The 24,981-nt window shown below is 52.7% G+C and carries 23 protein-coding genes; 10 read left to right on the top strand and 13 right to left on the bottom strand.

The window, feature by feature from the left end:
• Positions 1-23 precede the first annotated feature (23 nt).
• On the top strand, positions 24-1,169 hold the full coding sequence (locus ACLJZ5_RS09825) for a lipopolysaccharide N-acetylglucosaminyltransferase (RefSeq protein ID WP_024797499.1): 1,146 nt from the start codon (positions 24-26) through the stop codon (positions 1,167-1,169).
• Between the two features lie 56 nt (positions 1,170-1,225).
• Here ACLJZ5_RS09825 and rfaL read toward each other — a convergent pair whose 3' ends face one another.
• The 4 genes from rfaL to rfaD are packed head-to-tail and all read right to left on the bottom strand — an operon-like array spanning position 1,226 to position 5,414.
• Positions 1,226-2,440, bottom strand: a complete 1,215-nt coding sequence (gene rfaL / locus ACLJZ5_RS09830; RefSeq protein WP_024797498.1) for an O-antigen ligase RfaL — start codon at positions 2,438-2,440, stop codon at positions 1,226-1,228.
• Positions 2,441-2,479: 39 nt separating this feature from the next.
• Positions 2,480-3,433: a lipopolysaccharide heptosyltransferase RfaC gene (gene rfaC, locus ACLJZ5_RS09835; protein ID WP_001264616.1), complete on the bottom strand. Its 954-nt coding sequence runs from the start codon at positions 3,431-3,433 to the stop codon at positions 2,480-2,482.
• Positions 3,433-4,479: an ADP-heptose--LPS heptosyltransferase RfaF gene (gene rfaF, locus ACLJZ5_RS09840; RefSeq protein WP_000699196.1), complete on the bottom strand. Its 1,047-nt coding sequence runs from the start codon at positions 4,477-4,479 to the stop codon at positions 3,433-3,435. Before rfaF ends, rfaC begins: the two co-directional genes overlap by 1 nt.
• 2 nt (positions 4,480-4,481) lie before the next feature.
• Positions 4,482-5,414 (bottom strand): ADP-glyceromanno-heptose 6-epimerase, encoded by a 933-nt coding sequence (rfaD, locus tag ACLJZ5_RS09845; RefSeq protein WP_000587771.1) that lies wholly within the window; start codon positions 5,412-5,414, stop codon positions 4,482-4,484.
• A 202-nt stretch (positions 5,415-5,616) separates the two neighbouring features.
• Between rfaD and kbl the strand changes: the two genes are divergently transcribed.
• From kbl to ACLJZ5_RS09860, 3 genes are all read left to right on the top strand, one after another.
• Complete coding sequence (gene kbl / locus ACLJZ5_RS09850; RefSeq protein ID WP_024797497.1) at positions 5,617-6,813, top strand: glycine C-acetyltransferase; 1,197 nt, start codon at positions 5,617-5,619, stop codon at positions 6,811-6,813.
• A 9-nt stretch (positions 6,814-6,822) separates the two neighbouring features.
• The gene (tdh, locus tag ACLJZ5_RS09855; protein WP_000645990.1) at positions 6,823-7,848 is read left to right on the top strand and encodes an L-threonine 3-dehydrogenase; all 1,026 of its coding nucleotides are present in this window, start codon (positions 6,823-6,825) and stop codon (positions 7,846-7,848) included.
• Positions 7,849-8,342: 494 nt separating this feature from the next.
• Positions 8,343-9,377, top strand: coding sequence for a glycosyltransferase (locus ACLJZ5_RS09860; RefSeq protein ID WP_000798198.1), 1,035 nt, complete (start codon positions 8,343-8,345; stop codon positions 9,375-9,377).
• Here ACLJZ5_RS09860 and ACLJZ5_RS09865 read toward each other — a convergent pair.
• The 3 genes from ACLJZ5_RS09865 to gpmM are packed head-to-tail and all read right to left on the bottom strand — an operon-like array spanning position 9,364 to position 13,167.
• Positions 9,364-10,326: a divergent polysaccharide deacetylase family protein gene (locus ACLJZ5_RS09865; protein WP_001135513.1), complete on the bottom strand. Its 963-nt coding sequence runs from the start codon at positions 10,324-10,326 to the stop codon at positions 9,364-9,366. The two genes, ACLJZ5_RS09860 and ACLJZ5_RS09865, sit on opposite strands and share 14 nt — an antisense overlap.
• A 3-nt stretch (positions 10,327-10,329) precedes the next feature.
• Positions 10,330-11,589 carry a murein hydrolase activator EnvC gene (gene envC, locus ACLJZ5_RS09870; RefSeq protein WP_058814511.1) on the bottom strand — a complete coding sequence of 420 codons (1,260 nt, stop codon included), beginning with the start codon at positions 11,587-11,589 and terminating at the stop codon, positions 10,330-10,332.
• A 33-nt stretch (positions 11,590-11,622) separates the two neighbouring features.
• Complete coding sequence (gene gpmM / locus ACLJZ5_RS09875; RefSeq protein WP_024797496.1) at positions 11,623-13,167, bottom strand: 2,3-bisphosphoglycerate-independent phosphoglycerate mutase; 1,545 nt, start codon at positions 13,165-13,167, stop codon at positions 11,623-11,625.
• A 247-nt stretch (positions 13,168-13,414) separates the two neighbouring features.
• Between gpmM and ACLJZ5_RS09880 the strand changes: the two genes are divergently transcribed.
• The 5 genes from ACLJZ5_RS09880 to cysE all read left to right on the top strand — a co-directional run bounded on the left by ACLJZ5_RS09880 (position 13,415) and on the right by cysE (position 16,612).
• Positions 13,415-13,846, top strand: a complete 432-nt coding sequence (locus ACLJZ5_RS09880; protein WP_001156179.1) for a rhodanese-like domain-containing protein — start codon at positions 13,415-13,417, stop codon at positions 13,844-13,846.
• 85 nt (positions 13,847-13,931) lie between these two features.
• Entirely contained in the window at positions 13,932-14,183 is a 252-nt protein-coding gene (gene grxC / locus ACLJZ5_RS09885) for a glutaredoxin 3 (protein ID WP_001273795.1), read from the top strand.
• A gap of 43 nt (positions 14,184-14,226) precedes the next feature.
• Positions 14,227-14,694, top strand: coding sequence for a protein-export chaperone SecB (gene secB / locus ACLJZ5_RS09890; RefSeq protein ID WP_000003370.1), 468 nt, complete (start codon positions 14,227-14,229; stop codon positions 14,692-14,694).
• Positions 14,694-15,713, top strand: coding sequence for an NAD(P)H-dependent glycerol-3-phosphate dehydrogenase (gpsA, locus tag ACLJZ5_RS09895; RefSeq protein ID WP_001076596.1), 1,020 nt, complete (start codon positions 14,694-14,696; stop codon positions 15,711-15,713). The genes secB and gpsA overlap by 1 nt, the downstream gene beginning before the upstream one ends.
• Positions 15,714-15,790: 77 nt before the next feature.
• Positions 15,791-16,612, top strand: coding sequence for a serine O-acetyltransferase (cysE, locus tag ACLJZ5_RS09900; protein WP_001112113.1), 822 nt, complete (start codon positions 15,791-15,793; stop codon positions 16,610-16,612).
• An 82-nt stretch (positions 16,613-16,694) separates the two neighbouring features.
• Here cysE and ACLJZ5_RS09905 read toward each other — a convergent pair whose 3' ends face one another.
• Positions 16,695-18,005: an MFS transporter gene (locus tag ACLJZ5_RS09905; protein ID WP_024797495.1), complete on the bottom strand. Its 1,311-nt coding sequence runs from the start codon at positions 18,003-18,005 to the stop codon at positions 16,695-16,697.
• A gap of 73 nt (positions 18,006-18,078) precedes the next feature.
• Entirely contained in the window at positions 18,079-19,275 is a 1,197-nt protein-coding gene (locus ACLJZ5_RS09910) for an L-talarate/galactarate dehydratase (protein ID WP_001218249.1), read from the bottom strand.
• Between the two features lie 317 nt (positions 19,276-19,592).
• On the opposite strand from ACLJZ5_RS09910, the gene ACLJZ5_RS09915 reads away from it, so the two are divergent.
• A complete protein-coding gene (locus ACLJZ5_RS09915; RefSeq protein ID WP_001537635.1) occupies positions 19,593-20,597 on the top strand; it encodes a LacI family DNA-binding transcriptional regulator in 1,005 nt (334 codons plus the stop codon).
• Positions 20,598-20,664: 67 nt separating this feature from the next.
• Here the strand turns inward: ACLJZ5_RS09915 and trmL are convergent, their stop codons facing one another.
• The 4 genes from trmL to lldP form a co-directional block, all read right to left on the bottom strand.
• Positions 20,665-21,138 (bottom strand): tRNA (uridine(34)/cytosine(34)/5-carboxymethylaminomethyluridine(34)-2'-O)-methyltransferase TrmL, encoded by a 474-nt coding sequence (trmL, locus tag ACLJZ5_RS09920; protein WP_000932335.1) that lies wholly within the window; start codon positions 21,136-21,138, stop codon positions 20,665-20,667.
• A 64-nt stretch (positions 21,139-21,202) separates the two neighbouring features.
• Positions 21,203-22,393 carry a quinone-dependent L-lactate dehydrogenase gene (lldD, locus tag ACLJZ5_RS09925; protein WP_000586988.1) on the bottom strand — a complete coding sequence of 397 codons (1,191 nt, stop codon included), beginning with the start codon at positions 22,391-22,393 and terminating at the stop codon, positions 21,203-21,205.
• Entirely contained in the window at positions 22,390-23,166 is a 777-nt protein-coding gene (gene lldR, locus ACLJZ5_RS09930) for a transcriptional regulator LldR (protein WP_000636696.1), read from the bottom strand. The genes lldD and lldR overlap by 4 nt, the downstream gene beginning before the upstream one ends.
• Positions 23,163-24,818 (bottom strand): L-lactate permease, encoded by a 1,656-nt coding sequence (gene lldP / locus ACLJZ5_RS09935; protein ID WP_024797494.1) that lies wholly within the window; start codon positions 24,816-24,818, stop codon positions 23,163-23,165. Before lldP ends, lldR begins: the two co-directional genes overlap by 4 nt.
• Positions 24,819-24,981: the final 163 nt, after the last annotated feature.

Raw genomic sequence — 24,981 nt, forward strand, 5'->3', positions numbered from 1 at the left:
AACTATTCTGGATTATAGCTATTATGATTAAAAAAATCATATTTACTGTTACTCCTATATTTTCAATTCCTCCTCGTGGTGCGGCTGCGGTAGAAACCTGGATTTACCAGGTTGCAAAACGACTATCAATACCGAGTGCTATTGCTTGTATAAAGAATGCTGGCTATCCTGAATATAATAAAATAAACGATAACTGTGATATTCATTACATTGGGTTTAGTAAAGTTTATAAGCGTCTTTTTCAGAAATGGACTCGTCTCGACCCACTACCCTATTCCCAGCGCGTCCTTAATATTAGAGATAAAGTGACTACCCAGGAAGATAGCGTCATTGTTATTCATAATAGTATGAAACTGTATCGGCAGATCAGAGAGCGCAATCCGAATGCAAAACTGGTTATGCACATGCATAACGCATTTGAACCAGAACTTCCTGATAACGATGCAAAAATTATCGTGCCCAGTCAGTTTCTTAAAGCGTTTTATGAAGAAAGATTGCCCGCCGCTGCTGTTAGTATTGTACCTAATGGTTTTTGTGCTGAGACTTATAAAAGAAACCCACAAGATAATCTTCGTCAGCAATTAAATATTGCGGAAGATGCCACCGTTCTCTTATATGCCGGGAGAATTTCGCCTGATAAAGGCATCCTGTTGCTTTTGCAGGCGTTCAAACAATTACGTACCTTAAGAAGTAATATTAAACTTGTCGTTGTTGGCGATCCTTATGCAAGCCGCAAGGGTGAAAAAGCAGAGTATCAAAAGAAAGTACTGGACGCCGCAAAAGAGATTGGAACGGATTGTATTATGGCTGGGGGGCAATCTCCCGACCAGATGCATAACTTCTATCATATAGCCGATCTGGTTATTGTGCCGTCTCAGGTTGAAGAAGCATTTTGCATGGTGGCTGTAGAAGCGATGGCAGCAGGAAAAGCGGTTCTTGCCAGCAAAAAAGGGGGGATTAGCGAATTTGTGTTAGATGGCATAACGGGCTATCACCTCGCAGAGCCTATGTCGAGCGACAGTATAATTAATGATATTAACCGTGCGCTTGCTGATGAGGAACGCCACCAGATTGCCGAAAAAGCAAAATCCCTGGTGTTTTCAAAATACAGTTGGGAAAATGTAGCGCAGCGTTTCGAGGAACAAATGAAAAGCTGGTTTGATAAGTGATTGAGCCCGGATGATGAAAAACGCGCTGATACCGTAATAAGTATCAGCGCGTTTTTTTATCTATTTCTTAGCGCCAGCAGAAAACCGGTAATGATACCAATTTGAGCAATATCGACCTGTTCAAAATTGCCACGAACGATATAAAAACCGACGAAAGATAAAAATAGCAAGAGATGAGCATTGTAGGGGCTTATCTCTACTTTCCTGAAGGTAGAGCTGGCTGTTTCCCTGATGATAGCGCCATATAAATAGGCCAGACTCGCCAGACCCAATATGCCTGCACTAAACCAGATGTACAGAATGGTATTATGCGGACCGATAGATTCTTTAAAGGTCCACGTTGGATAATCGACAACGCGTTTATTATAAACACCATCATACACATCATTACCATAGCCGTAGCCCTTGATCGGGTTTTCCTGAATCAGTATCCACGCGGTGCCCTGGGTTCCGTTAGTATAACGAGATGAGCTATCTGTCTGCTGTAATTTATAAAGTAAATGTTCTGAATCTGGTTGGTTATTATGTTGAGTGATAACCAAAGCGCCGATGATGGCTAATAAAATGGCACCGACTCCTATTAACTTCCATTGGCGATTCAGTATTGCCCACAGCGCACCTACTATGAGCACCGCCAACCATGCCCCTCGCGATAGGGTTCCCAGGATAAAGAAAAGATAGATAGCGCTAAGCACCAAAAAAACCAACTTAAGTGCATTTTTTCTAAACAGCCAAATATTCAATAATGCTGGAAATAAGAAAACCATGGAATCGGACATATGTCGATGCGCATAGCTCATGAATGGCATAATCCCTTTATTATAGTCCTCGATATATAGAATACTCTCTGCAAGGCAGCGAAGTCCTAAACTTGTTAAAAAGGAGAAAAGTACTATTTTCGCAACCGTTTCTTTTGTTTCATCTTTTAATAGTACGGGAATTAATAAAGTATATAATAAGAAACCCTCCAGTACCGTATTTTCAAATTCCTTGAAGCTTTCTTTCATATCTGGCGATATGAGTATGGAATAAACAAGGATTAATGATAATACTGCTACGCTATAAAATACGCTATTTTTGAAAAGAGGGGGGAAACTTTTCGGTGAGCGTGAGACCTGATAAATCGCGGTGATAACCATAAGTATGATTATCAAATGTTTATAACGCGTAATACCATCCAGAAAATACGTGGCAACAAAAAGAAAAACCAGCGCTTTATTCCAGATCGGTTTCCATTTCTCTTTATTTAACGTTAATGATGTGGTTAGCATCTTTTCTCCACAATAGGTTTGGGATGAGACAGTGTCTCTTTAATGAATCTTTCCAAATACGCTTGTGGCATCTAAATTCGCCAGGTTTTTTTCTGGTGAGCAGCATGCCATTTGGTTCTTCCCATAACCTCCAATTAACCCAGGGTCCGTTGGGCCATATAGCGTAATATTCGGTCTGTCGAGCGCGGCGGTGAGATGGCTCAGGCCGGTATCAACCGATACGACAAATTTTGCGCCAGCCAGCACTCTGGCGACCTCCTCCAGGCTCATGCGCGGTAACACATCCACATAGTCAAAGCCTTCGGCCAGTCGTTTAGCCCGGGCCTCCTCATGAGGCGCGCCCCAGGGAAGTTTTATCCGTAATCCGGTGTTGCCCACCATACCGATAAGCTCGCGCCAGTTTGCTTCCGGCCAGTGTTTATCATCGCGGGTCGTGGCATGTAAAAATACCGCATATGGATCGCTGACCGCCTGCTGGCAATGCAGAAAATGTTTTGCGATGGCATAATCGCCCTGCGACTGCGGTTTATCGTATCCCAGGCTTTTGGCGAACAGCTCGCGCGTCCGTTCAACCGCATGTTGTTGCTTTGCGATATGGTGTTTACGGTTATAAAACAGGCTGGCCAACGGTTCGCGGGCGGTACTCCAGTCCATACCGTGCTTTATCCCATGCGCCAGACGCGTCACCAGCGCCGCGCTTTTTACCAGCCCCTGCGCATCAATCACAGCGTCGTATTGGTATGCGCATACCGCCCGATGAAAGGCTGTGCGTTCCGCTTTAATGGGCGCGGAAAACCAGGCCTTGCGCCAACGGCGAATAGCGACGGGAATCACGCGATCGACAGCACTGTGCCAGGACGGAATTTGCGCAAACCCTTCTTCGACAACCCAATCAAATTGAATCCCCGGAATCGCCTGTTGCGCGTCGGTAAGCGCAGGCAGGGTATGTAATACGTCGCCCATCGATGATGTTTTAACGATCAAAACCCGCATTAAACGCCCTCTTCCGACAACAGCGAATGAAGCTCTTCCAGAACCCGCTGCGGCGTGATATCGATCAGGCTCTGGTGATAGCCTTGCGCCGTATCACCTTTACGCACTTTGTGATAACCCGTAATGAGACGAATCACCCGGGCCTTATGAGACAGCGGCGGCGTGAAATCCGGGCTACTTGGGCCATACAAGGCGACCAGCGGGCGGTCGAGCGCCGCCGCGACGTGCATCAGCCCGGAATCGTTAGTGACGATGGCTTTACAGGCGGCTATCAGAATGACGGCCTGTTCCAGCTGGGTTTCCCCCGCCAGGTTGCGACACCATGCCTGCTGCTCGCTATTCAGCGCCGCCAGGATCTCATTTCCGGCTTCATGGTCTTTTGCCGAGCCAAACAGTACGACCTGATACCCTTCGTTAATGAGCTGTTTTGCCAGTTCGGCGTAGTGATAGTGCGGCCAACGTTTTGCCGGGCCAAATTCCGCGCCGGGACAAAAGCCGATCAGAGGACGTTCAGAAGATAGCGAAAAGTCGCTGCACATCAACGACTTTTCACCCTCGCTAACCTGGAGCTGCGGCCAGAGTAGCGGCTGCGGCAGATCTTTCGCCGTGCGCATCACGCCCTTGTCATAGGCCAGCGCCACGTAGCGCTCTACCATCAGTGGCCAGGCGTCTTTATCAAGGACGCGCGCATCGTTCAGCAGGCCATAGCGCATTTCGCCGCGCCAGCCGGTACGGTGCGGGATATTGGCAAAGAAAGGAATCAGCGCCGATTTAAACGAATTTGGCAGCACCCAGGCGCGATCGTAGCGCTTCTCTCGCAGGCTATGGCCCAATCTGCGACGCTCGCCGATTTCCAGCGCGCCGTGGCCCAGCGGCATGGGTATCGCCTCGTTAACTTCCGGCATACGCGATAACAACGGACGGCACCAGGCGGGCGCCATCACGTCGATTATCGCCTGGGGATAGCGCGCTTTAAGCGTGCGATAGAGACTTTGCGACATCATCATGTCGCCCACCCAGGACGGGCCAATGACCAAAATTTTCATACTTACGCGTCGCGGTTCAGCCAGGCCATATACTCCGTGACGCCTTCGGCGACGGTCTTAAAGGGTTTGTCGTAGCCCGCGTTGCGCAGATTGGTTAAATCCGCCTGCGTAAACGCCTGATAGCGACCTTTCAGCTTATCCGGGAACGGAATGTATTCAATGCTGCCTTTTTTATGGTATGCCAGCGTCGCGTCGGCGACGGCCTGGAAAGATTCCGCACGGCCTGTGCCCAGGTTAAAGATGCCGGACTTGCCGCTTTCCAGGAACCACAGGTTAACGGCGGCCACATCGCCCACGTAAACGAAGTCGCGCTTGAAGTTTTCGCTGCCTTCAAACAGTTTCGGGCTTTCGCCGTTGTTTAATTGTGTATTCAGATGAAATGCCACGCTTGCCATGCTGCCTTTATGGCCTTCACGTGGTCCATAGACGTTGAAATAGCGGAAACCGACAATCTGCGAGTTCGCTTCTGGCAGGATCTGGCGCACATATTCATCAAACAGGAATTTAGAATAGCCGTAAACGTTAAGCGGTTTTTCGTATTCGCGCGATTCGATGAAATCAGACGTGCGACCGCCATAGGTGGCGGCAGAAGAGGCGTAGAGGAACGGGATTTCGCGCTCAAGACAATAGTGCAGCAGCTCTTTGGAGTATTGATAGTTATTATCCATCATATACTTGCCGTCCCACTCGGTGGTGGAAGAGCAGGCGCCTTCATGGAAAATAGCTTCGATATCGCCGAGCTCTTCTCCGGACATAATCTGGATCAGGAAATCTTCCTTATCCATATAGTCAGCAATGTTCAGATCCACCAGGTTTACAAACTTGGTGCCGTCTTTCAGGTTATCCACCACCAGAATATCGGTGATACCTTTATCATTCAGGGCCTTAACGATATTGCTGCCGATAAAGCCCGCGCCGCCGGTAACGATGATCATAACTGTAACCTTTGAATTATGGTGTCAGAGACTGTCTCAGACATGAATGCTCTTATCATAACACTATTCATCCATTCACTGATAACCCGTGAGGATACGCGTGATTTATGCTGCATTTTAAAGAAGTGATGACGCGTCATCTCGTATCAACGTATCGCTTTGGGTAATATGTGCTGAAATTTGCCCAGTCTGGAGAATCGCAATGCGTGGGGATTTTTACAAACAGTTAACCAACGATCTGGAAACCGCCCGGGCGGAAGGATTGTTTAAAGAAGAGCGTATTATTACGTCTGCGCAGCAGGCGGATATCACCGTGGCGGATGGAAGCCACGTTATTAACTTTTGCGCCAATAACTATCTCGGGCTGGCGAATCACCCTGAGCTGATTAATGCCGCAAAAGCGGGCATGGACAGCCACGGTTTCGGTATGGCGTCCGTGCGTTTTATCTGCGGCACCCAGGACAGCCACAAAGCGCTGGAGCAAAAGCTGGCAAGCTTCCTCGGCATGGAAGATGCGATTCTGTATTCCTCCTGTTTCGACGCTAACGGCGGCTTGTTTGAGACGTTGCTGGGCGCGGAAGACGCCATTATCTCCGACGCGCTGAACCACGCGTCTATCATTGACGGCGTGCGTTTGTGTAAAGCGAAGCGCTATCGCTATGCCAACAACGATATGGCTGAGCTGGAAGCGCGGCTGAAAGAGGCGCGTGAAGCCGGCGCGCGTCATGTCCTGATCGCCACCGACGGGGTGTTCTCAATGGATGGCGTCATCGCCAATCTGAAAGGCGTCTGTGATCTGGCCGATAAATACGATGCGCTGGTGATGGTTGATGATTCTCACGCGGTAGGCTTTGTCGGCGAAAACGGTCGTGGTTCCCATGAATACTGCGACGTAATGGGCCGCGTAGATATTATTACCGGTACGCTGGGCAAAGCGTTAGGCGGCGCATCCGGCGGCTATACCGCGGCGCGTAAAGAGGTCGTTGAGTGGTTGCGTCAGCGTTCCCGCCCATATCTGTTCTCCAACTCCCTGGCGCCGGCGATCGTGGCGGCTTCTATTAAAGTGTTAGAGATGGTGGAAGCGGGCGCAGAACTGCGCAATCGCTTGTGGGCGAACGCCCGGCAGTTCCGTGAGCAGATGTCTGCCACGGGATTTACGCTGGCAGGCGCGGATCACGCCATCATCCCGGTAATGCTGGGAGATGCGGTTGTCGCGCAGAAATTTGCCCGCGAACTGCAAAAAGAGGGCATTTACGTTACCGGTTTCTTCTATCCGGTCGTACCAAAAGGTCAGGCGCGTATTCGTACCCAGATGTCTGCGGCGCATACGCCTGAGCAAATTACGCGTGCGGTAGACGCGTTCACGCGTATTGGTAAACAACTGGGCGTGATTGCCTGAGGATGTAAGATGAAAGCGTTATCCAAACTGAAAGCGGAAGAGGGCATCTGGATGACCGACGTTCCGGAACCGGAAGTCGGCCATAACGATTTGCTGATTAAAATCCGTAAAACAGCCATCTGCGGTACTGACGTTCACATCTATAACTGGGATGACTGGTCGCAAAAAACCATCCCGGTTCCGATGGTCGTGGGGCATGAATATGTCGGCGAAGTGGTCGGCATCGGTCAGGAAGTGAAAGGCTTTAAAATCGGCGATCGCGTCTCCGGCGAAGGTCATATCACCTGCGGTCATTGCCGCAACTGCCGTGGCGGTCGTACTCACCTGTGTCGCAACACCACCGGCGTGGGTGTCAATCGTCCCGGCTGCTTCGCGGAATACCTGGTCATCCCGGCGTTCAATGCGTTTAAAATCCCGGATAACATTTCTGATGATTTAGCCTCTATTTTCGACCCGTTTGGTAATGCGGTGCATACGGCGCTGTCTTTCGATCTGGTCGGCGAAGATGTACTGGTATCGGGGGCGGGGCCAATCGGTGTAATGGCCGCCGCGGTGGCGAAACATGTCGGCGCGCGTCATGTGGTGATTACTGACGTCAATGAATACCGTCTGGAGCTGGCGCGTAAAATGGGCGTCACCCGCGCGGTCAACGTCGCGAAAGAGAGCCTGAACGACGTCATGGCGGAGCTGGGAATGACCGAAGGGTTCGATGTGGGTCTGGAGATGTCCGGCGCGCCGCCGGCGTTTCGTACCATGCTGGACACCATGAATCACGGCGGTCGTATTGCGATGCTGGGGATTCCGCCATCAGATATGTCTATCGACTGGACAAAAGTTATCTTTAAGGGCTTGTTCATTAAAGGTATTTATGGTCGTGAGATGTTCGAAACGTGGTACAAAATGGCGGCGCTGATCCAGTCCGGTCTGGATCTGTCACCGATTATCACCCATCGTTTCTCTATTGATGATTTCCAGAAAGGTTTTGACGCCATGCGTTCAGGCCAGTCAGGAAAAGTTATTCTGAGCTGGGATTAATATGTATATACCCAAAATAATTCGAGTTGCTTAAAGGCGGCAAGGGAGTGAGTCCCCAGGAGCATAGATAACTATGTGACTGGGGTGAACGACAAATCTGCCGGGAGCAGATTTGAACGTCGCGTGCGACGGCCCGTCAGGGCGAGGCCCATGGATGGGCCGAGTAATCCGTAGCCAACACATAAGCAACTTGAAGTATGAAGGGTATAGAGACCCGATGATATTTATCGGGTCTGATATACGTTTCATCGTAAAAGGTTGGTGTCATTCGCCAACCTTTTTTGTTAGGGAAAATCTGGAAAGCCGTAAAGAATTGTCATAGACATCAAGCATTCGTAATTGCGCTTTACTCTTATTTTACTCGCTAACGTCACGCTCTACTCTGAGTTTTGTGCTTGCTTTTTACTGTAAAAATTAATTATGGCGGCTTAATAGTTTCTTAATAGAGCCACAGTATAAAGGCAGGGTAAATTAAGGTTTTTCTGGTAATCGTTATGAAAAATAGTAAAACCAAAGTGAGTATCATTGTCCCGTTATATAATGCGGGAGCGGATTTTAATGCTTGCATGGCGTCGTTAATCGCGCAAACGTGGTCGGCGCTGGAAATTATTATTGTGAATGATGGATCGACGGATCATTCCGTTGAGATAGCAAAACATTACGCGGAACATTACCCGCATGTTCGACTGCTTCATCAGGCCAATGCTGGCGCATCTGTCGCCCGTAATCTTGGCCTGCAAGCAGCGACCGGCGATTATGTCGCCTTTGTCGATGCAGATGACCTGGTCTACCCGAAGATGTATGAAACGCTGATGACCATGGCGCTTAACGATGATCTGGACGTTGCGCAGTGCAACGCGGACTGGTGCGTCCGAAAAACCGGGCACGCCTGGCAATCTATTCCGACCGATCGTCTGCGTTCCACCGGGGTATTAAGTGGACCGGATTGGTTGCGTATGGCGCTGGCCTCTCGGCGCTGGACGCATGTTGTCTGGATGGGCGTTTATCGACGTGCGCTGATTATCGATAACAATATTACTTTCGTTCCCGGACTACATCATCAGGACATATTATGGTCGACGGAAGTTATGTTTAATGCCACGCGCGTACGTTATACCGAACAATCATTATATAAATATTTCCTGCATGATAATTCGGTAAGCCGTTTGCAAAGACAAGGCAATAAAAATCTTAATTATCAGCGGCATTATATTAAAATTACGCGCTTATTAGAAAAGCTCAATCGTGATTATGCCCGTCGTATTCCGATTTACCCGGAATTTCGCCAGCAAATTACCTGGGAAGCGTTACGCGTTTGTCATGCGGTACGTAAAGAGCCTGATATTTTGACCCGCCAGCGTATGATTGCCGAAATTTTTACTTCTGGCATGTATAGACGGATGATGGCTAACGTCCGCAGCGCGAAAGCGGCTTATCAGACGCTGCTCTGGTCTTTCCGGCTGTGGCAATGGCGCGACAAAACCTTGTCGCACCGTCGTATGGCCCGTAAGGCGCTCAATCTGTCTTAGCGCTCACGTTTTTAGGCGCGGCGATTTTCCCCCAGCCTTGCCACTGGTGCTGAAACCAGACAACCACGGAACTTTGCGTAATGCTCTCGCCGATGACGCTGAAAAAGCGCGTAGCGTAGACCGGTTGCAGCGGTTTTTTCGGCTTGCACATCTTCACGCCGCGAAAGGGATTGCGCGGCGCGTCAATTTTCTGCGGCGTCAAATCAGGTCGGGACGTATCTACCTGCGGTTCGTTGAGCAGGCTGCCTGGACGTACCAGGGTGATATCCGCCGGCAGGCGATAAACCATCTGTTGCAGCACGCGAACCGTTGCGGGATGCGGATGACCAATCGCGATAGCGGAACCGTTGCGACGGGCCAGTTCGATAGCGCGATTAAACTGACGGCGAATATCCGCCTCGTTTTGCGTATCGTCGAGGAACACTTTGCGCTTGATCACTTTCACACCCGTACCGGATGCCGCGCGCATCGCCTGGCTATTGCCAATCGTCATGCTGTCGAGAAAATAGAGATTGTAATGTTCCAGCGCCTGCATAACTTTTTGCATACCGAACAGGCTGGAAGTCATTGCGCTGCCCATGTGGTTATTAAGCCCGACAGCATACGGCACGTTGTTTACCGCCTCGCGGATAATGCGCTCGATCTCATCGCTGCTCATATCTGGTCGCAGCGTATCCTTCTCCAGCGGCTGTTTGCTTAGCGGCGCCATCGGCAGATGGATTAACACTTCATGCCCGCTATTGTGCGCTTTAGTTGCCATTTCGCGCGCGTGCGGCGCGTTGGGCAGTACGGCGACGGAAATGTTTGGCGGCAGCGCCAGAACCTGGTTTTCCGTGTGCGGGCGATAGCCAAAATCATCAATCACGATGGCGAGCTTGCCAGCGAAAACGGGATGTGCAAACGCCAGCAAAGTGGCCAGCGTGAGAATGGAGCGACGAAACTGAGGCAAAACTTATCTTCCCAACCACGGCTGTGGATTGACGGCCTGACCCTGGCGACGAATTTCGAAATAAAGCGAGGGTCTGCCCTGACCGCCGCTACTGCCCACAAGGGCGATAGGTTGTCCGGCGCGCACCTGCGCGCCTACGCTGACCAGCGCGCTCTGGTTATAGCCGTAAAGGCTCATATCACCTTTACCATGCTCCACGACCACCACCAGGCCATAGCCTTGCAGCCAGTCCGCCAGAATCACCCTGCCGTCGGCGATGGCTTTGACCTCGGTGCCTTCCGACGCGCCGATCACCATCCCCTTCCAACGTAGCTCACCCTGCAGCCGTTCGCCATAGCGATGCAATATCGGGCCGCGTACCGGCCAGTATGCCTGACCGCGTGGCGCGCCCAGACCGCCGGTGCGGGACATTAGCGAACGCTCGCTTTCCGTCGGCTTATAGGTGCTGCCTTTACGCGAGGCTTCCTGCTGCTTATCGCGTACCGCCTGCGCTTCGCGGGCTTCACGCTCCGCTCGCGCTTTGGCCGCCGCTTCCGCCCGCGCAATACTGTTGCGTAGGCGTGATTCGTTGGCGCGTAGTTCGCTTAACTGTTGCTGGCCTTGCTGAATAGACGACTCCAGTCCGGCAAGCGTTTTCTTACGTTCATTACGCGCCTGCTCCAGCTTCGCCTGCTGGGCGCGCTGCTCATACAGCAACGTTTGTTGTTGGCTTTGCTTCTCTTCCAGCTCGGCTTTTTGCGTGGCGACCTGTTCGCGAGTCTGTTTCAGCTCGGCGATAGTCTCCTGGCGCGCCTGGTTCAGATAGCCGAAGTAGGCCTGCAGGCGTTGCCCACGCTGGCTTTCTTCTCCGCTAAGAATAAGCTGAATGCCGGTGTGTTCGCCCTGGCGGAAAGCGGCGTCCAACTGCGCGGCAAGATTACGCTCCTGGCTGGCTTTTTGCTGCTCCAGTTTGGCAATTGAGGCGTTCATCTCATCAATTTGCGCGTTTAACTGATCCAGGGTGCTTTGCGTTTCGCGCAGCTTACGTGCTGCGGCTGAGATGGCCTCTTCCTGGGCTTTAAGTTGTGCCAGGAGGCTGGCGCGTTGTTGCTGCTGCTGGCGTACGTCGCGTTCTTTCGCGGCGATATCGGCCTGAATAGATTTGAGTTGATCGCGGTCATCCGCGTGGGCGGAAAAGGCGCACAACAATACGCCAGCGCTAAGTACGCTGGCGTAGAACAAAGGCCTGACTGAAAACGTTCTTGGTTTCACGGCCTGTTGAATGGTGTTAATCGCCTTTCCCCTCATGGGGAGGGATTATTCCACGATGAACAGCGGCTTACCAGTCATCTCTTGCGGGATTTCCATCCCCATCAGCGACAGCATGGTAGGCGCAATGTCTGAAAGTTTGCCGCCTTCAACCGCCTTCACGTTTTTCTCGCCGACATAAATCAGCGGCACCGGCAGGTTGGTGTGGGCGGTATGCGCCTGACCGGTCGCCGGATCGCGCATCTGCTCCGCGTTGCCGTGGTCCGCGGTAATCAACAGTTGTCCACCAACGGACTCAACCGCTTTTGTTACCTGTTCAATGCAGTTATCCAACGCTTCCACCGCTTTGATGGCGGCTTCCATCACGCCGGTATGACCGACCATATCGCCGTTTGGATAGTTACAAATGATGGTGTCGTACTTACCGCTTTCGATCGCCGCGACCAATTTTTCAGTCAATTCTGCAGAGCTCATTTCCGGTTGCAGGTCATAAGTGGCCACTTTCGGGGAGTTGATCAGAATGCGCTCTTCGCCAGCAAACGGTTCTTCTACGCCGCCGTTAAAGAAAAAGGTTACGTGCGCATATTTTTCCGTTTCGGAAATACGCAGCTGAGTTTTGTCGTTTTTCGCCATCCATTCGCCAAAGGTATTCGACAGCGACGCTGGTGGGTAGGCAACGGCAGTTTTGATGTCGGCGGCGTATTCGGTCAGCATCACGAAGTTCAGATTAACCACTTTCTTACGCGCAAAGCCGTCGAAATCAGCATTAACGAAAGCGCGGGTAATTTCGCGCGCGCGGTCAGCGCGGAAGTTCATGAAAATCAGCGTGTCGCCGTCTTCCATCGCCGCATCAGCCTGGCCCTCGGCGCGGATAACGGTCGCTTTGACAAACTCATCGTTTTCATCACGAGCGTAAGCGGCCTGCAGGCCAGCCACAGCGGTATCCGCCTGGAATTCGCCCTGCGCCAGGGTCATCAGATCATACGCTTTTTCCACGCGATCCCAACGGTTGTCGCGGTCCATAGCGTAGTAACGACCGACGATAGACGCCACGCGGCCTTTGCCCAGCGCGGCGAATTTGTCTTCGAATTTTTTCAGCGAGGCTTCAGCGCTGCGCGGCGGCGTGTCGCGACCGTCGAGGAAGGCGTGCAGATAGATTTTTTCTGCGCCGCGCTCTGCGGCCAGCTCCACCATCGCCATAATGTGATCTTCGTGGCTGTGGACGCCGCCCGCGGACAGCAGACCCATAATATGAACCGCTTTACCGGCGTTTTTCGCCTGGTCTACCGCATTGGTCAGGACTGGGTTAGCAAAGAAAGTACGTTCTTTAATTTCAACGTCCAGACGCGTCAGGTCCTGATAAACGATGCGGCCTGCGCCCAGGTTAACGTGGCCCACTTCGGAGTTGCCCATCTGGCGGTCAGGCAGACCCACTTCCAGACCGGATGCGTCGATCAGGGTATGCGGACGTTTTGCCCACAGAGCATCCATCACCGGGGTTTTGGCGTTTAAGATAGCGTTATCCTGCTGTTCTTCACGGTAGCCGTAGCCATCCAGAATCACCAGTACCATAGGTTTTTTAGAAACCGACATTGCGACAACCTCATACTCAATAGACAAAATAATTGCGTAATTTTACTACAGCTGAATCGATAAAATAGCCTCAGAAGATCAAAGAAAGGGATCGCGCTGGCGTGAGAAGGCAAGTAATAGCGTGATTTTTTTTCGTAGCGCCCCGCAAAAATGCATTCCAGTGCACGCTCTGGCTGTATTTGCGCCACTGCACAGGTATACTCCTTTCCTGGTTTTTTAATCACTACGTCGGGAGTTGTTACCCCCCATGCAAGAAATTATGCAATTTGTTGGCCGTCATCCCATACTGAGTATCGCCTGGATTGCGTTACTGGTGGCGGTTTTATTTACCACGTTCAAAGGTCTGACTTCAAAAGTTAAGGTGATTACACGCGGCGAAGCCACGCGCCTTATCAACAAAGAGGACGCCGTTGTTGTGGATTTACGTCAACGTGACGATTTCCGTAAAGGCCATATCGCTGGCGCGACCAATTTGCTGCCGAGCGAAATCAAAGCCAACAATGTTGGCGAACTGGAAAAGCACAAAGACAAGCCGATTATCGTGGTCGACGGTTCAGGTATGCAGTGCCAGGAATCCGCTAACGCGCTGACAAAAGCCGGCTTTGAAAAGGTCTTTGTGTTGAAAGAAGGCGTAGCAGGCTGGAGCGGCGAGAATCTGCCTCTGGTGCGCGGTAAGTGATTACCCGTCGTTTTCATGGCGCAAGGGGAATGACTTGCCCTTGCGTCGACATGAAATCCATCGGGTAAAAAACAGGAGCGAAGTCATGGCCAATATTGAAATCTACACCAAAGCAACCTGTCCGTTTTGCCATCGTGCAAAGGCGCTGTTAAACAGCAAGGGCGTGAGTTTCCAGGAAATTGCGATTGACGGCGACGCCGTGAAGCGTGAAGAGATGATCAAACGTAGTGGCCGAACGACGGTTCCGCAAATTTTTATTGATGCACAGCACATTGGCGGTTGTGACGACTTGTATGCGCTGGATGCGCGTGGTGGACTGGATCCGCTGTTGCGTTAAGGCGTACTCAAGTATTTAAGGACAACACTAAAGGGTTTTACACATGTCAGAACAAAATAACACTGAAATGGCTTTCCAGATCCAACGTATCTATACCAAGGATGTTTCTTTCGAAGCGCCAAACGCACCGCATGTTTTCCAGAAAGATTGGCAGCCAGAGGTTAAACTGGATCTTGATACGGCATCTTCCCAACTGGCGGATGACGTTTATGAAGTTGTGCTGCGTGTTACCGTAACGGCTTCCCTGGGGGAAGAAACCGCGTTCCTGTGCGAAGTTCAGCAGGCCGGTATTTTCTCCATCAGCGGTATTGAAGGTACTCAGATGGCGCATTGCCTGGGTGCATACTGCCCGAACATTCTGTTCCCGTATGCTCGCGAGTGCATCACCAGCCTGGTTTCACGCGGTACGTTCCCGCAACTGAACCTTGCGCCGGTCAACTTTGATGCGCTGTTCATGAACTATTTGCAGCAGCAGGCTGGCGAAGGTACTGAAGAACATCAGGATGCCTGATGAACCAAAGTAATGCGTCAATGACAGTCATCGGTGCCGGCTCGTACGGCACCGCTCTTGCCATCACTCTGGCGAGAAACGGCCACCAGGTTGTCCTGTGGGGCCACGACCCAAAACATATCGCGACCCTGGAGCACGATCGCTGCAACGTCGCGTTCCTTCCCGATGTGCCTTTTCCCGATACGTTACACCTGGAAAGCGACTTAGCAACCGCGCTGGCGGCCAGTCGTAACATTCTGGTGGTGGTGCCAAGCCATGTTTTCAGCGACGTGCTGCGGCAGATTAAACCGCTGATGCGTCCGGATGCGCGTCTGGTATGGGCGACCAAAGGCCTGGAAGCGGAAACGGGGCGCCTGTTGCAGGATGTCGCTCGCGAGGCGTTAGGCGATCAAATCCCGCTGGCGGTGATTTCCGGTCCGACGTTCGCTAAAGAGCTGGCGGCGGGTTTGCCGACGGCAATCTCGCTGGCCTCAACCGATGAGACCTTTGCCGACGATCTCCAGCAACTGTTGCACTGCGGAAAAAGTTTTCGCGTCTATATCAATGCGGATTTTATCGGCGTGCAGCTTGGCGGCGCGGTGAAAAACGTGATTGCGATTGGCGCGGGGATGTCTGACGGCATCGGCTTCGGCGCGAACGCCCGCACGGCGCTAATCACGCGTGGACTGACCGAAATGTCGCGGCTTGGCGCAGCGCTTGGTGCCGATCCCGCCACCTTTATGGGGATGGCGGGTTTAGGCGATCTGGTGCTGACCTGTACCGACAACCAGTCGCGCAACCGTCGTTTTGGCATGATGCTTGGCCAAGGTATGGACGTTAAAGGCGCGCAGGATAAGATTGGCCAGGTGGTCGAAGGCTATCGCAATACGAAAGAAGTTCGTGAATTGGCGCACCGTTTTGGTGTTGAAATGCCAATAACCGAGGAAATTTATCAAGTATTGTATTGCGGAAAAAACGCGCGCGAGGCAGCATTAACGTTATTAGGTCGCGCCCGCAAGGAAGAGCTGAGTCGCCACTAGCCGTAAGGAACTGTTTGCATAAACGACCCAACCCGCACAGAACGGGTTGGTCGTTTTCTGCCCGTCTGGAGTAAGCCATGCCGTGTGAAGAACTGGAAATCGTCTGGAAGAATATTAAAGCTGAAGCCCGCGCTTTAGCTGACTGTGAGCCTATGTTGGCCAGTTTTTATCACGCCACGCTACTCAAGCATGAAAATCTGGGCAGTGCGCTGAGCTATATGCTGGCAAATAAACTGGCGTCGCCCATCATGCCCGCTATCGCTATCCGTGAAGTAGTTGAAGAAGCCTATGCCGCCGACCCGGAAATGATCGCGTCGGCAGCCTGCGATATTCAGGCCGTGCGCACTCGCGATCCGGCGGTGGATAAATACTCCACGCCGCTGTTATATCTGAAAGGCTTTCATGCGCTACAGGCCTACCGCATTGGTCACTGGTTGTGGAATAAAGGTCGCCGCGCGCTGGCTATCTTCCTGCAAAATCAGGTTTCGGTCTCGTTTCAGGTGGATATTCACCCGGCAGCGAAAATTGGCCGCGGGATTATGCTCGACCATGCCACCGGTATTGTGGTGGGGGAGACGGCGGTTATTGAGGATGATGTGTCGATTCTGCAATCCGTCACCCTGGGCGGTACCGGGAAAACGAGCGGCGATCGTCATCCTAAAATCCGCGAAGGCGTGATGATTGGCGCGGGCGCGAAAATTCTCGGCAATATCGAGGTGGGGCGCGGCGCGAAAATTGGCGCAGGTTCCGTCGTTTTACAGCCTGTCCCGCCGCACACTACCGCCGCAGGCGTTCCGGCGCGTATTGTCGGCAAGCCGGGCAGCGATAAGCCGTCGATGGATATGGACCAGCATTTCAACGGGATACACCATACGTTTGAGTATGGCGACGGCATCTGAATTGCGCGGTACAACTAAAAAACGCTGTTCCGATGGAGTGCAATCCCGGAACAGCGGAGCGAAGAATTCGCAATGTGGACAATCAGGCTGCGGATGATGTCAGCGTGATGCGATCCAGCGGGCCGACGATAAACAGATATGAAATGAGACCAATAAGTCCCATCGAGCCAACGTATAAAATGGCAAAGTCGAACGACTGAGTATTGGCAAGAATCACGCCGATGACCAGTGGCGTAACGATGCTTGCTATATTGCCGCACATGTTAAATACGCCGCCAGCAATACCCAGAACTTCCTTCGGCGAGGTGTCGCTGAGTACGCACCAGCCCAGGTTACCAAACCCTTTGGCAAAAAAGGCCAGACTCATCGCCGCAATGACTACAAATTCTGAAGAGGTGTAGTTGGCGATCACAATTACGCAAGAGAGCAACATACCGCAGATAACAGGCAGTTTCCGCGCGACGGTAAGGCTATAGCCGCGTTTGAGCAGCCAGTCGGAGAACACGCCGCCGAGCAGGCCGCCAATAAAACCGGCAATGGCTGGAATACTGGCCACAAAACCGACTTTCAGAATCGACATGCCTTTCGCCTGGTACAGGTAGGTCGGGAACCAGGTCAGGAAGAACCAGGTGATAGAGGTGACGCAGAATTGCCCGATGTAAACACCGATCATCATCCGGTTAACACAGACGGTTTTAATCTGCGCGAACGTTATTTTCTGCGGCTCCTTTTTACAGCCCAGAGAGGGCTCGCCACCACCGCTACGAATATAGTCAATTTCCGCTTGATTAACTTTTGGGTGGTGCATCGGATCTTTGACTTTCATTAACCAGAATATACCGAGCATCACACCAATAGCGCCAATATAATAGAAGACAAAATGCCAGCTTAAATTATGCAGAATGATCGTCATTAGCGGGGTGATAATGCCCAGCGAGATATATTGCGCAGCCTGATAAACTGAAGTAACGAAACCTCGTTCATTATTGGGAAACCATTGTACGCTTAAACGACTGTTCGCCGGAAAGGCAGGCGCTTCAATCGCGCCCATCAGCAGACGTAGAATAACCAGTACAATTAATGGGCTGCCATACAAATAGATCGTCCCCTGAAACATGGTTACTAACGACCAGCCAATCAATGCGCAACCGTAAACCAGTCGTGAACCGTAGCGGTCTAATAGCCAACCGCCGGGTAGTTGCATAATGACATAGGCAATACCAAATGAGGAGAAGGCCAGGCCCATCGCTTCCGGATCAAAACCTAATTCTTTACTCATTATTGGGGCAACTACGGATAGAGTTGCGCGATCCGCATAATTAAATACGGTAGCAAGAAATAAAAATATAAGAATGGTATGACGCACTTTTGTGCGCTTTATTATTGTGTTCATTATCTACTCCTCAGATAAGGGCAGAATGCATCCTGTAAGGTAAGAGAGGCGGGACGGATTCCCGCCAGTCGGGTTAAGGGCGTTTGCCAAATTCACAGGTTAATTGTGTCCAGCGGCGCGCTTGTTCACTGAGCGTGAAACCCAGACCATGACGATCGGAAATCCACATGCGGCCATCGCGCAGCTCAAGTTGCTCGTTGAATAATGGGTTCAGCCACTCGAAATGTTCCAGCCACGGCTCCAGGGGATACGCTGCGGAAAGGTGCAGGTGTACTTCCATCGCAAAGTGCGGCGCCAGCTTACGCCCGTGTTTCGCCGCCAGATCCATAATCTTCAGGAACGGAGAGATACCGCCGACACGCGGCGCATCTGGCTGAACGAAATCGCTGGCATTGCCCAGAATCAACTGCTCGTGTTCCCGGAAACTGGTCAGCATTTCCCCGGTGGCGATAGGCGTATCCAGCGCGGCAGCAAGCTGGGCGTGGCCTTCAATGTCGTAAGCATCTAATGGTTCTTCAATCCAGATAAGATTGAACTGTTCCATTTTACGCCCCATGCGGATAGCCGTTTCGCGATCCCACTGCTGGTTAGCGTCAACCATTAACGGGAACTCATCCCCAAGCGCTTCACGTACTGCGGTTAAGCGGCGAATATCCTCAGCGCAGTTGGGTTGTCCGACTTTCAACTTAATACCGCCAATGCCATTTTCGCGGGAAATCACCACATTTTTCAGCACTTGATCGAGCGGTGTATGCAAGAACCCCCCTGAGGTGTTGTAACACTGAACGGAGTCGCGGTGCGCGCCCAACAGTTTTGCCAGTGGCAGACCGGCACGTTTAGCCTTCATATCCCATAAGGCGATATCGATAGGGGAGATAGCCTGTACCGCCATCCCGCTACGCCCCACTGAGGCTCCGGCCCACAGCAGCTTGGTGTATATTTTGTCGATATCATTGGGATCTTCGCCCAGTAGATTATCGGCTATCTCTTTGGCGTGAGCATAAATACCCTGGCCGCCAGCACGTTTGGAGTAGCTAAAACCAACGCCCTCAAAGCCGTCGCGACTGCGGATTTCGGCAATGATGATTGCCACTTCGGTCAAAGGTTTCTGGCGCCCGGTCAGTACCTTCGCGTCACTCACTGGCGTCGCCAGCGGTAGAAAAGCCAGTGATAGCTTCACCCATTCGATACGATCGCCGGTTTCTGCCGCGGTTCTGGTATTCGCCGCTTTTGCATACGTTACGGCGTCGGAATTCGCGCTTAAAGCCATTTTTTTCTCCTGATAATCACAAAATGATTGCGCTAACATTTTTATTATTAAGCGAACGCAGGATCCAGAAAGTTGATGTTGATTTGAACATTTGATCACATATGTCGTATAAAAAGCAGGATTTATTGCAAAATGGATCACGATCCAAAAATATCTGGGGAAATGCATAATACAAAATGATGGCGCTATCATTTTGTAATGACTGAGCTTGATAAGCTACTGTATTTACGGCCTTTCCTGATGCGAAGCTGGCAATAGCCGCAGGCATGATGAATAATGCGCGGATAAATCAGCCAATCTTTGCAGGGGCATCAGACGTGAAGAGAACCAAATCACCTCGTGCGCCGACGCTGGAAGATGTAGCACGTAGCGCCGGGCTGTCTCCGATGACAGTCAGCCGGGCATTGAATTCGCCACAACTGGTTCGCCCCAAAACGGTTGAGAAAGTCATGCAGGCGGTTCGCGTCACAGGCTACATACCCAACGCGTTAGCCGGTGGTCTGGCGTCGCGACGGAGTAAATTAATCGCTGTCGTCGTGCCGCAAATTAACAACAACATGTTTGTCGATACCATCCAGTCGCTGAGCGATGAACTGGCCCGACGCGGATATCACATATTGCTGTGCGTGGCGGGATATACCGAACAAACGGAAGCGGAATTGGTGGCGACACTGCTTTCCCGCCGCCCCGATGGCGTGGTGCTTACCGGGATCCATCACACGATAGAACTGAAAAAGGTCATCCTGAACGCGGCTATTCCGGTGGTGGAAATTTGGGACTTAACGCCCACGCCGCTTGATATGCTGGTCGGTTTTTCCCATGAAAAAGTCGGGCAGGCGACGGGGGAGTATCTTCTGAGTAAGGGCTATCGTCGCCCCGGCTTGTTGTGGACCGCCGATCGCCGAGCCGCGCAACGTAAGCAGGGGTTATGTAGTGTTCTTCAACGCCACGCTATTCATGCCGTACCGCAGGTAGATGTCCCCCTTCCGGCATCGCTTTCGCTGGGGCGCAGCGGTTTAAGCCAGCTTTTTGACGAAGGGACGTTTGATGTCATTGTTTGCAGTTCTGATACCCTGGCACAGGGGGCGATGATGGAGGCGGAAAGCCGTGGTTTGCGCATTCCGCATGATTTAGCGGTTATTGGTTTTGGCGACCTTGATTTTGCCGCCAGCAATCGACCGTCAATTACTACCGTAAGCGTTGACAGACGCGCCATTGGCCAGCGCGCCGCTACGCTGTTGGCCGATCGTATTGAACAGAAACCGTGCGCAGAAGCTATTGTGGATATTGGCTTTCATTTGATTGAGCGAGAGTCCGCATAAACGGGAACATGCCATCGGGATCGGCCTGGCCGGATCAGGCGTTAGCCGCCATCCGGCATTGAATATATTACGACCGCAATACCGCGCCGGGATATCCTAACTGGCGCCACGCTTCATACACCACCACCGACACCGCATTCGACAGGTTCATGCTACGGCTATCCGGCATCATCGGAATGCGAATCTTCTGCTCTTTAGGCAACGCATCGAGAATGCTGGCGGGCAGGCCGCGCGTTTCCGGGCCAAACATCAAATAATCGCCATCCTGATAGCTTACGGCGCTATGGGCGGGCGTGCCCTTTGTCGTCAACGCAAACAGGCGCTGCGGGTTTTCGGCGGCGACAAAGGCGGCATAATCGTGATGGCGCTGAACCGCGGCGAATTCGTGATAGTCCAGCCCTGCGCGGCGTAAGCGCTTATCATCCCAGGTAAACCCCATCGGTTCGATGATGTGCAGACGAAAGCCGGTATTGGCGCAAAGACGAATGATGTTGCCGGTATTCGGCGGGATTTCTGGTTCGAAGAGTACGATGTTAAGCATGATGCCCCCTTAAATGCGGGGGGCAGAATAGCAGAAATTTACCGGGCTCTCACGCGCCAGGCGTTCAGGCGGCATCGCCTTTGCTCATTGGCGCCAGCGCGGCGGGCAAACTTTTCCCCAGTTCCTGCACCAGTGAATCGCCACTGATTTCGCTAATGGATTTCGCGCCGGTCAGGGTCATGGCGACTTTCATCTCTTTCTCGATCAGGTCCAGCAGATTGGCGACACCCGCTTTTCCTGCCGTCGCCAGCGCGTAGAGATAGGCCCGACCCAGCAGTACGGTATCGGCCCCCAACGCAATCATACGCACGACATCCAGCCCGTTACGAATCCCGCTATCCGCCAGAATGGCGATATCGCCTTTCACCGCATCGGCAATGGCGGGCAGGGCGCGGGCGGAAGAGAGCACGCCATCGAGCTGGCGGCCGCCGTGATTCGACACCACGATACCGTCAGCGCCGAAACGTACCGCATCGCGGGCATCTTCTGGATCGAGGATCCCTTTGATCACCATTGGGCCGTCCCAGAATTCGCGTATCCACTCCAGATCTTTCCAGGAGATGGACGGATCGAAGTTATTTGCCAGCCAGCCGATATAGTCCTCAAGGCCGGTCGGTTTACCCAGATAGGCGGAAATATTGCCTAAATCATGCGGGCGACCGTTCAGGCCGACATCCCACGCCCATTTAGGGTGCATCACCGCCTGCCAGTAACGGCGCATGGCCGCGTTTGGACCGCTCATCCCGGAGTGGGCGTCACGGTAGCGCGCGCCCGGCGTCGGCATATCCACGGTAAAGACCAGCGTGGAGCAGCCCGCCGCTTTTGCTCGTTCCAGCGCGTTGCGCATAAAGCCCCGGTCACGCAGCACATAAAGCTGGAACCACATCGGGCGCTTAATGGTTGGTGCAACTTCTTCAATCGGACAGACGGAGACGGTGGAAAGGGTGAACGGAATGCCCTTTGCGTCTGCGGCGGCGGCGGCCTGTACTTCGCCGCGACGGGCGTACATGCCGCACAGGCCTACCGGCGCTAATGCCACCGGCATCGACAACGTTTCGTTAAACAGGGTCGTTTCCAGGCTTAAATCGGACATATTTTTCAGCACACGCTGGCGCAGAGCGACTTGCGACAGGTCTTCCACATTTCGGCGCAGGGTATATTCCGCATACGCGCCGCCGTCGATGTAGTGGAAGAGGAAAGGAGGCAACGTGCGCTGAGCTGCGGCGCGATAATCGCTGGCTGCTGAAATAATCATGATTTATTCTCCCTGGTCATCTCATTATGGTCGCCGGGCAGGCGGGTAATACGCGCCTGGCGGGCCTGGTCTTCATCAAATCGTTTAATTGTGGTGTGGACAAAACTGAGGTGCGCCATCATCGCTTTACGCGCGCCCTCGGCGTTACCGTCCAGAATGGCGTCCATCACTGCCTGGTGTTGTTCCGTCAGCTTTGAGAATACGGGCGGAACGAGATACATACGCTGGCGACTCTGTTTGACGGAGGATTGCAGGACGTCGAAGAAACCGCGCATGGTTTGCAACAGCACCACATTGTGCGAGGCTTCCGCGATCGCCAGATGAAAGCGCACGTCGGCCTGGGAGGCGAGATCCGGGTCTTCGCTGAGCGTCGCATCAAAGCAGAGTCTGATTTTCTCTTTGTCGGCAGCGGTGGCACGCATGGCGGCGTGCCAGGCCGTACTGGCTTCAATGGCGTGGCGGGCTTCCAGAATGTCGAAACTGTAGTCCGGATCGTTCGCCATCAGCATTTTCAGCGGTTGCACGATATTCTGTTCAGACCAGGTTTCGTGCTGCCAGCGGACAAATGTCCCGCCGCCGCGACGACTCACCAGCACGCCTTCGCTGACCAGCTTCGCCAGCGCTTCGCGTAAAGAGTTGCGTGATACGCCAAGCTGTAGAGCCAACTGGCGCTCGGCGGGCAATTTCATGCCCGCTTCCAGGTTTTGTTCTTCAATCAGCGCCCGCACGCGAGAGGCAATCTCGTCTGACAGGCGTTTTGGCATCACAATCACGGAATCATCCAGGTTAAAACATAGGCCTGAAGCGTAGTGATCACGCCCACCATACAGGTGAAGATCAGGCTGTGTTTGACAGTAAAACGGAACAGATCGGACTCTTTTCCTACCAGTCCCACCGCCGCGCAGGCGATGGCGATAGACTGCGGCGAGATCATCTTCCCGGTTACGCCTCCAGTGGTATTCGCCGCCACCATCAGCACATCAGAGACGCCGATTTGCTGCGCCGCGGTAGCCTGTAGAGAGGCAAACAGCGCGTTAGATGAGGTATCCGAGCCGGTCAGGAAGACGCCCAGCCAGCCGAGGAACGGCGAGAAGAACGTGAAGGCGCTGCCGGTGTGCGCCAGCGCTAACGCCAGCGTGGAGGAAAGCCCGGAATAGTTCGAGATAAACGCGAACGCCAGCACCATGCCGATGGAGTAAATCGGCAACGCCAGCTCTTTCAGCGTGCTGCCAAAGGTCTGGATTGCGGCTGAGGGTTTCATTTTCAGCCAGACGATAGACAACAGCGCGGCAAACAGGATCGCCGTGCCGGTGGCGGAGAACCAGTCAAATTTATACACCGCCGCGTAAGCGGTCGCTTCGTGTACAACCGGCGGCATACGGGCGACCAGTTTATCGAGATACGGTACCGGAACGTTAATTACCCAGTCATACAGCGCGCCGCCGGGGGCAAACAGCGCTTTGAACGGCGGTATGCTCCAGAGAGTGACCGTGGCGGTCAGGAACAGGAACGGCGACCAGGCGCGAACAATTTGTCCTGTCGTATAGCGGGTACGGGCCAGCGTCTGATCGACCTGTGACGCGCCCATATCGCCGAAGCGGAAGATGCGTACCGGCTGCCAGTGTTTGAGGAACAGCGTCAGACACACCAGAGACACCAGTGAAGAGATGATGTCCGGCAGTTCCGGCCCGATAAAGTTGGAGCTGAGATACTGGGCGATAGCAAACGAGCCGCCAGCGACCATCACCGCAGGCCAGGTTTCTTTCACGCCGCGCCAGCCGTCCATAATCGCCATAATCCAGAACAGCACGATAATGGTCAGGAACGGTAGCTGACGACCGACCATCTGACCGATTTCAAAGCTGTCCAGGCCCGTGACCTGTCCGGCAACCAGAATCGGGATCCCCATCGCGCCAAAGGCGACAGGCGCGGTGTTTACAATCAGGCACAGCCCTGCCGCATACAGCGGATTAAAGCCCAGACCCACCAGCAGCGCGGCGGTTATCGCCACCGGCGCGCCGAAACCCGCCGCGCCTTCAAGGAACGCGCCGAAGCAGAAGCCGACAATCAGCATTTGCAGACGTTGGTCGGGGGTAATCGACAGAATTGATGAGCGAATAATGTCAAACTGCCCGGTCTTGACCGAAATTTTATAGACGAAGACCGCGGCGATGATTATCCAGGCAATCGGCCATAGCCCGTAGAAGAAGCCATACACGACCGATGCCAGCGCGTGATCGACCGGCATTTTATAGAACAGCAGCGCGACGGCGAGCGCGATAACCACCGTCCACGAAGCGGCAACGTAGCCTTTCAGCTTGAGTTTAATCAGGGCGAAAAAGAAGAACAGGATTGGGAGCGATGCGATCAGGCTGGAAAGCCAGATATTACCCGCCGGGTCATAGTTTTGTTGCCAGAGGTTCATTGCAGGTCTCCTGAGAACCACACGCATAATGGGATGAATCTTTGCTCATCTCGTTGGGGTCACATTATGTGTAAAAGTGGTCCTGCCAATATTGTTGTGTATGGATAATGACAACAAATAGTTAACCAGATGTTATTTATTGGCAACGGTATTGTAGAGTTAA

The organism is Salmonella sp. 5800 (genome assembly GCF_046558195.1).
Taxonomy (GTDB): Bacteria; Pseudomonadota; Gammaproteobacteria; order Enterobacterales; family Enterobacteriaceae; genus Salmonella; species Salmonella enterica.